Origin of the sequence: Parafrankia colletiae, assembly GCF_001854655.1 — a bacterium.
Taxonomy (GTDB): domain Bacteria; phylum Actinomycetota; class Actinomycetes; order Frankiales; family Frankiaceae; genus Parafrankia; species Parafrankia colletiae.
This window is the reverse complement of sequence record NZ_MBLM01000038.1, coordinates 1-7,437: the sequence shown is the minus strand read 5'-3', so window position 1 is coordinate 7,437 and position 7,437 is coordinate 1. Positions and strand designations below refer to the sequence as shown.

Annotated in this window: 6 protein-coding genes and 1 pseudogene; 5 read left to right on the top strand and 2 right to left on the bottom strand. The window is 69.9% G+C overall.

Features of this window, described 5'->3' with window-relative positions; genetic code table 11:
* The 5 genes from CC117_RS06715 to CC117_RS06695 all read left to right on the top strand — a co-directional run.
* Positions 1 to 648, top strand: a 648-nt coding sequence (locus tag CC117_RS06715; RefSeq protein WP_157905361.1) for an ABC transporter substrate-binding protein, incomplete at its 5' end; no start/stop codon positions are given.
* A 52-nt stretch (positions 649 to 700) separates the two neighbouring features.
* On the top strand, positions 701 to 3,670 hold the full coding sequence (locus CC117_RS06710; protein WP_071082888.1) for a branched-chain amino acid ABC transporter permease/ATP-binding protein: 2,970 nt from the start codon (positions 701 to 703) through the stop codon (positions 3,668 to 3,670).
* 62 nt (positions 3,671 to 3,732) lie between these two features.
* A complete protein-coding gene (locus CC117_RS06705) occupies positions 3,733 to 5,007 on the top strand; it encodes an amidohydrolase family protein (protein WP_071082887.1) in 1,275 nt (424 codons plus the stop codon).
* The gene (locus CC117_RS06700; protein WP_071082886.1) at positions 5,004 to 5,786 is read left to right on the top strand and encodes an SDR family oxidoreductase; all 783 of its coding nucleotides are present in this window, start codon (positions 5,004 to 5,006) and stop codon (positions 5,784 to 5,786) included. Before CC117_RS06705 ends, CC117_RS06700 begins: the two co-directional genes overlap by 4 nt.
* Before the next feature lie 54 nt (positions 5,787 to 5,840).
* Positions 5,841 to 6,164, top strand: coding sequence for a Rieske (2Fe-2S) protein (locus CC117_RS06695; protein WP_071082885.1), 324 nt, complete (start codon positions 5,841 to 5,843; stop codon positions 6,162 to 6,164).
* A gap of 192 nt (positions 6,165 to 6,356) precedes the next feature.
* Here the strand turns inward: CC117_RS06695 and CC117_RS06690 are convergent, their stop codons facing one another.
* Both CC117_RS06690 and CC117_RS06685 read right to left on the bottom strand, forming a co-directional pair.
* Complete coding sequence (locus tag CC117_RS06690; RefSeq protein ID WP_071082884.1) at positions 6,357 to 7,070, bottom strand: ABC transporter ATP-binding protein; 714 nt, start codon at positions 7,068 to 7,070, stop codon at positions 6,357 to 6,359.
* A 79-nt stretch (positions 7,071 to 7,149) separates the two neighbouring features.
* Positions 7,150 to 7,437 (bottom strand): annotated as a pseudogene (locus tag CC117_RS06685) (ABC transporter substrate-binding protein); the annotation flags it as partial.

The window sequence follows — 7,437 nt, the reverse complement described above, 5'->3', positions numbered from 1 at the left end:
GTCCAGTTCAACACGGCCGCCCTGCAGAAGGGCCGCGGGCTGACCATCAAGGGCGGCATCCCGATCGACGTCACCGCCACCGACCTCACCCCCGCCGTCACCCGCGGCGCGGACGGTGACGCCGTCGCCCTCGCGATGATGCCCACCCACTTCGCCGCCTGGCTCACCACCACCAAGGCAGGCGACTACGACCAGAAGCTCGCTGCCAGCAGCTCCGTCCTGCGCCCCGAGACCCTCAAGGCGCTCGGCGACAAGGCCGACGGCGTGCTCGTCGCCTCCGGCCTGCCCCTCGTCTCCAGTGACCAGGAAGGCATCGTCCGCTACCGCGACGAGATGGCCAAGTACCAGCCGGGCAAGAAGATCGACCAGGTCAGCCTGCAGGGCTGGCTCGGCACCTGGGCCTTCGCGCAGGTCGCCCGCACCATCGACGGCGACATCACCCGCGAAAGCGTCCTSAAGGCCTTCAGCAACCTCACCGACYTCAACGTCTTCGGCCTGCTCCCCGAGGGCTTCAGCACCACCAAGCCCTTCACCGACCTCCCCCGCATGCCCCGCCTCTTCAACAGCCAGATCATCGAGGGCATCGTCCGGGACGGCAAGGTCGAGCAGACCAGCGACGGCTACATCCCCATCTTCACCAGGCCATGAATCGCCACGCCATGACCAGCCCCCACGAGAACAGTAAACGGGACGCAGAACAATGATCCGATACGCGTTACTCGGGCTCGGTCTGGGGGCGATCTATGCCCTCGCGGGCCAGGGTCTGCTCCTCGTCTACCGAGGCTCCGGTGTCGTCAACTTCGCGCATGGCGCGTTCGCCGCGGCGGGTGCGCTGGCCTTCTACGAGCTGCACATCGAGGCGGGTCTCCCGACCGTGCCGTCGATCGTCCTGGCACTGATCATCGCCGGCGCCATGGGCACCCTGATGCACCTGTTGATCATGAGGCCGCTGCGGAACGCGCCGCCCCTGACCAGGGTCATCGCGACCCTCGGCGTGATGGTCGCCCTGCAGCAGGTCGGCCGCATCATCTTCGGCAGCGAGATCCGGCTGGTGCCGTCGTTCCTGCCGACCGACACGGTCCATCCGTTCGGTGGGCCGGCGGTGGGCGCCGACCGGCTCATCCTGCTCGGCATCGCCGTGGTGGTCTCGGCGGTCCTGTGGGCCATCTACCGGTACAGCACGTTCGGCGCGGTCACCTCGGCCGTCGCCGAGAACGAACGCACCGCCCAGCTCACCGGTCATTCGCCGGACATGATCGCCGCTGTCAACTGGACCGTCGGCGCGGTCCTCGCCGGCGCGGCGGGCATCCTGATCGTCCCGATCTCCGGGCTGGACATCAACACGCTGATCATGCTCATCATCCCGGCACTGGCCACCTGTGTGGTGGCCAACTTCGCGTCGTTCCCGATCGCTCTCGGCGCGTCGCTGGTCATCGGCGTCACCCAGTCCGAGATCACCAACTACGTCGACGCGGCGGGCTGGGGCGAGGCCGTCCCGTTCCTGGTCGTGGTGCTGGTCCTGGTCGTCCGCGGACGAGGCCTGCCGCTGCGCAGCCACGTGAACGAGCTGCTGCCCGAGATCGGCACCGGCGCGCTGCGGCCCGCCGTTCTCACCGCCGTGGTCGCGGTGGCGACGCTGGTGGTCGTCACGACCCCGGACAACTGGACCGACGCCTTCACCACCACGATCATCGGGGCGGTCATCTGCGTGTCGCTGGTGGTCGTCACCGGCTACGGCGGCCAGTTGTCGCTGGCGCAGTTCGCCTTCGCCGGCTGGGGCGGCTATGTGGCCTCCCGGCTGGCCGCCGTGCACGGCCTGCCCTTCCTTCTCGTCCTGGTCATCGGCGTCCTCGCGGCGGTGCCCGTCGGAATCCTGGTGGGCCTGCCAGCCCTGCGGACCAGGGGTATCCACCTGGCCATCGCCACGTTCGGCCTCGCCTACTCGCTGCAGGCGGTGCTCTTCCAGAGCGTCCCGCTGACCGGCGGCCTGTCCGGGACGGTGGTCGACCCACCCACGCTGTTCGGGTGGAGTGTCGACCCGGTGAGCCATCCGAAGCGCTACGCCATGGTCTGCCTGGTGGCCCTGCTCGTGGCCGCTCTGGTGGCTGCCAACATCAGGCGCGGCCGCTCCGGCCGGCGGCTGGTCGCGGTTCGCGGCAACGAACGCGCCGCCGCGTCCCTCGGCATCAGCGTCTACGGCGCAAAGCTCTACTCCTTCGCGATCTCCGCGGCCATCGCCGGCCTCGGCGGCGTCCTGCTGGCGTTCAAGTCGGCCTACGTCGACTTCAACCAGTTCAACGTCTTCAACTCGATCGCCGTGGTCATCAACACCGTCATCAGCGGTGTCGGTTTCCTGATCGGCGGCGTGCTGGCCGGTGCGAGCACCGCCGGCGGCCTCACCCCGAAGATCTTCGGTGAGATCTTCCCGAGCAGTGAGATCAGCCAGTACGTCACCCTGGCGCTGGCCGCGTTCCTCGCCCCGACCCTGATCCAGTTCCCGAACGGGCTCGTGGCCCGTGCGGTCACGCTGCGCCCGCCCGCGGCCCTCGTGGCCCGCTTCTCCCGGTCCGGCCGCGGCACGGCGACCGTGACGGCAGATGCGACAACGGACGCGGACGCGCCGGAGACGGCGACCACGACGGCGAGCGCGGACACGACGGCGAGGGCGGCAGCCCGCACCGCTCCGCCCGCGACCCCGCACCGGGTCGCGCCGAAGACGCTGCGGGTACAGGACGCCGCCGTGCGGTTCGGCGGTGTCCACGCGCTGCGCGGAGTGTCCCTGGAGGTCAGGCCCGGCGAGGTCGTCGGCCTCATGGGTCCCAACGGCGCCGGCAAGACCACGTTCATCGACGCCGTGACCGGGTTCTGCCGCGTGCAGGGCGGCGCGATCGAGCTGGACGGCACCCGGATCGACACGCTGAACGCGCGGCGCCGCGCCCGCCTGGGCATCGGCCGGACCTTCCAGTCGCTGGAACTGTTCGACCAGCTCACAGTGTTGGAGAACCTCCGTACCGCAGCTGACCCCCGCGATTCGGCCGCCTACCTCACCGACATCGTGCACCCGCGGCGCACCCAGCTGACCCCTGCCGCCCGGTCCGCCATCGAGATGTTCGAGCTGGTGGACGAGCTCGACCGCATCCCGTCCGAGCTGTCCTACGGCCGGCGCCGCCAGGTCGCCATCGCCCGCGCGATCGCGACCGAGCCGTCGATCCTGCTCCTGGACGAGCCGGCCGCCGGCCTCAACGAGTCCGAGACGCAGGAGCTGTCCGACCTGCTGCGCCGCCTGGTGGACGAGTGGGGCATCGGCATCCTGCTGGTCGAACACGACGTGCCGATGCTGAACCGGGTCTGCGACCGCCTGGTGGTCATGGACTTCGGTGCCGTCATCGCCACCGGCACGCCGGCGGAGATCCGCACCGACCCGCGGGTCATCGCCGCCTACCTCGGTGAGGAGCGTGAGACGGAGAACGACCCGGCCGCCAGYGACCCCGCCGACGGCAGCCCGACCGACAGCAGCACTGCCGACAGCAGCCCGACCGACAGCAGCACTGCCGGCGGCGACCCGACAGACAGTGACCCGGCCGAGGTGGAGGCCGAGGACTGGCGTCCGGGCCTCACCAAACCCGAGATCCCGGATGTCGCGACGCTCGGCGGGGACCGCGCCAAGTAATTAAACTTGGTCTAAATCTAGGGCGAGCATCCAGGACGAGCACAGAGAAGGGTCGGGACACGATGAAGAAAGAGGACATGATCCTCGTCAGCATCGATGACCATTCGATCGAACCACCGGACATGTACGTCAGGCACGTCCCCGCCAAGTACCGCGATCTCGCCCCCAAGGTCATTCGCAACGACCAGGGAATCGATCAGTGGGTCTTCCAGGGCGCCGCCACCTCCACACCGTTCGGCATGGCCGCGACGGTCGGCTGGCCGGCCGAGGAGTGGGGCCGCGACCCGGGCACCTACACCGAGCTGCGGCCGGGCTGCTTCGACCTCGCGGCCCGCGTCGACGACATGAACGCCAACGGCGTCCTCGCGTCGATGTGCTTCCCGAGCATGGCCGGCTACAACGCCCGGACGTTCRCCGAGGCACCGGACAAGAAGCTGTCCGTCATCATGCTCCAGGCGTACAACGACTGGCACATCGACGAGTGGTGTGCCGGGGCGCCGGGGCGTTTCATCCCGATCGGCATGCTGCCGATGTGGGACGTCGAGCTGGCCACGGCCGAGGTGCGCCGGCTCGCGTCGAAGGGCTGCCGGGCCGTCAGCTTCCTGGAGGCCCCGCACGCGCAGGGGTACCCCAGTCTGATGTCCGGCTACTGGGATCCGATGCTCGCCGCTGTCGTCGAGGAGGGCACCGTCCTCTGCCTGCACATCGGCGGCGGCATGAGCCTGCTGAAGCTTCCGCCGGAGGCACCGCCGGACCACTCGATCATCCTGTCGACCCAGATCATGACGCTGGTCGCGMAGGACCTGCTGTTCGGGCACGTGTTCCAGAAGTTCCCGGGCCTGCGGATCGCGTTCTCCGAGGCCGGGATCGGGTGGATCCCATTCTACCTGGAGCGGGTCGACCGCCACGTGAAGAACCAGGTGTGGCTGCACAACGACTTCGGCGGGAAGCTGCCCTCGGAGATCTTCCGTGAGCACGTGCTCGGCTGCTTCATCTCCGATCCGTCCGGTCTGAAGGCCCGGCACGACATCGGGATCGACATCATCGCCTGGGAGTCCGACTACCCGCACACGGACACGACCTGGCCGGAGTCACCGGAGTTGCTCTGGGACGAGCTGGTCGCGGCCGGGGTGACCGAGGAGGAGACCCACAAGATCACCTGGCAGAACGCCTGCCGGTTCTTCGGGTTCGACCCGTTCACCCAGATCCCGCGGGAGGAGGCCACCGTCGGCGCGCTGCGGGAGCGGGCGCGGCTGGCGAACGTCGACACCACGCGTATGTCCAAGGACGAGTGGCGCCGCCGCAACGAGGCGGCGGGGATCGGAGTACTGACATGACCAGCACGGCCAGCGGCGGGCAGCTCGCCGGGAAGATCGTCGCCGTCACCGGGGCGACCAGCGGATCGGGGCTCGCCATCGCCCGCCGCTTCGCGGCCGAGGGCGCGACCATGGTGCTGCTGGCCCGCGGCGCGGACCGCCTGAAGGCGCTCGTGGACGAACTCGGGTCGGACACCGTCGGCCTCACCACCGACGTCGGCGACCCGGACAACGTGCGCGGCGCCTTCGAGGCCATCGGGGCGCAGTTCGGCAAGCTCGACATTCTGATCAACAACGCCGGGCTGCACCGCCCGTGCCCGTTCGAGTCCCTCGCCGACCAGGACATCCTCGCCCAGGTACGGACCAACCTCCTGGGCCCGACCTACACCTGCCGGGCCGCGATTCCGCTGCTGCGGGCGGCCGGCGGCGGCGACATCATCAACACCTCGTCCGAGGTGACCATCGAGATCTTCCCCTACGAGGCCGTCTACCGGATGACCAAGGCGGGGCTCGAGGCGCTCGGCCAGGCCCTGAGCCTGGAGTTCGAGAAGGAGGAGATCCGGGTCACCACCCTGATCCAGGGAGTCGCGCTCGGCGAGGGCGGCGGCTCGACCGACTGGAAGGACAACGGGGAGCACACCCACCTGGTGTGGCCGCGGCTGCAGGCCGAGGGAACCGTCCAGCGGGTGATGGGCAAGCACGGCGGCCAGACCGTCGAGAGTGTGGCCGACGTGCACGTGTTCATCGTGACCCGGCCACGCGGCCAGAAGCTCGACGTCGTCCGCGCCCGTAGCTACTAGAAGGCATCGGTCGCGGGGCCAGCGGCTTCGCGCTCGGGGCACACGGAGAACGCAGTGGCTGATTTCTACGACGCCCTGCCGGTCGACTGGATCGGCCCGGGCGAGACGGTGACCGTCGAGGTCGACGGATTCCCGGTGGCGGTGGCGAACGTGGAGGGCGAGTACTACGCCTTCCAGAACCTCTGCCCGCACCAGGGCAGCAAGCTGGGCGGTCGGGCGCTGGACGAGGGCTGCTACATCGTCTGCCCGACGCACGCGAGCCGGTACGACGTCCGTACCGGCGCGTGTGTGCGCCCGTCGTCGTCGGACGGGTTCAACCAGGATCTGATGGTGTTCCCGGTCCGGGTGGAGGACGAGGTGGTCCAGATCAAGATCTGACCGGCGGAGCAGCAGTTCCCGAGGCGGGCTGTGTGGCGGGGCCAGGTTCCCCCGCCGCACAGCCCGCCTTCTGCTGTCCCCCTTCCCCTCCCCCCTCCCTCTCTCCCTCCCCCGAACAGCGGAAGGCGGGTGCGCGCCCCGCGGAGGGGCACGCACCCGCCTCGTTTCTCCGGTGTTCGCTACCGCCTCCCGTCAGGCGGCGGCCTCGTGGCCGAGGTAGGCGCCCTCGATCTCCTGGAGGTTCGCCCGTGCCTCGTCCGCGGAGCCGGACCAGACCACGCTCCCCCGCCGCAGGATGTAGGCACGGTCGGCGATGGCGAGCGCCTGCCGGGCATGCTGCTCGACGAGAAGCACCCCCGCGCCGCGGTCGGCCGCGCTGCGCAGCGCCTGCATGAGCCGGGTCACGATCTTCGGCGCCAGGCCGAGCGAAAGCTCGTCGGCGAGGAGGACCGAAGGCTCGGCGGCCAGGGCCCGCGCGGTCGAGAGCATCTGCTGCTCGCCGCCGGACAGCAGGCCGGCCCGGCGCCGCAACAGCGGCCGCAGCTCCGGGAACAGGTCGAGCGCACGCTCGACGGGGCCCGGGCCGATCCGGAGGTTGTCACGGACCGAGAGCCGGGAGATGACCGACCGCTCCTCGGGGATGATCCCCAGGCCGCCGCGCACCCGGTGGTGCAGCGCCGCGTCCGTCGGCTCGCCCCGCAGGTGGACCTCCCCGCCGAGGCTGGGCAGCGCCCCGGACAGCGTGAGCAGCGTCGTGGTCTTGCCGGCCCCGTTCGGGCCGAGCACGACGACGATCTCGCCCGGGCGCACGTCCAGGCTCACCTCACGGACGCACGGGACCCGCCGGTACCCGGCCGAGAGGCTCCTCGCCTCCAGCACGGGTGCGACCTCGGTGGTGGTCGTCATGCCGCACCTCCTCGCTCGACGTTCGGCGGCCGGCCGGCCGCGGTCCCGTCGTCGTGTGTGGTGGTCATGGCBYGGYGRKTCATGGCCTGGTGAAGATGGGGATGTAGCCGTCGCTGGTCTGCTCGACCTTGCCGTCCCGGACGATGCCCTCGATGATCTGGCTGTTGAAGAGGCGGGGCATGYGGGGGAGGTCGGTGAAGGGCTTGGTGGTGCTGAAGCCCTCGGGGAGCAGGYCGAAGACGTTGAAGTCGGTGAGGTTGCTGAAGGCCTTBAGGACGCTTTCGCGGGTGATGTCGCCGTCGATGGTGCGGGCGACCTGCGCGAAGGCCCAGGTGCCGAGCCAGCCCTGCAGGCTGACCTGGTCGAT

Coding starts and splice junctions, on each gene's coding strand:
- CC117_RS06700 (WP_071082886.1), top strand. CDS start 5,004: ATGACCAGCACGGCCAGCGGCGGGCAGCTCGCCGGGAAGATCGTCGCC.
- CC117_RS06690 (WP_071082884.1), bottom strand. CDS start 7,070: ATGACGACCACCACCGAGGTCGCACCCGTGCTGGAGGCGAGGAGCCTC.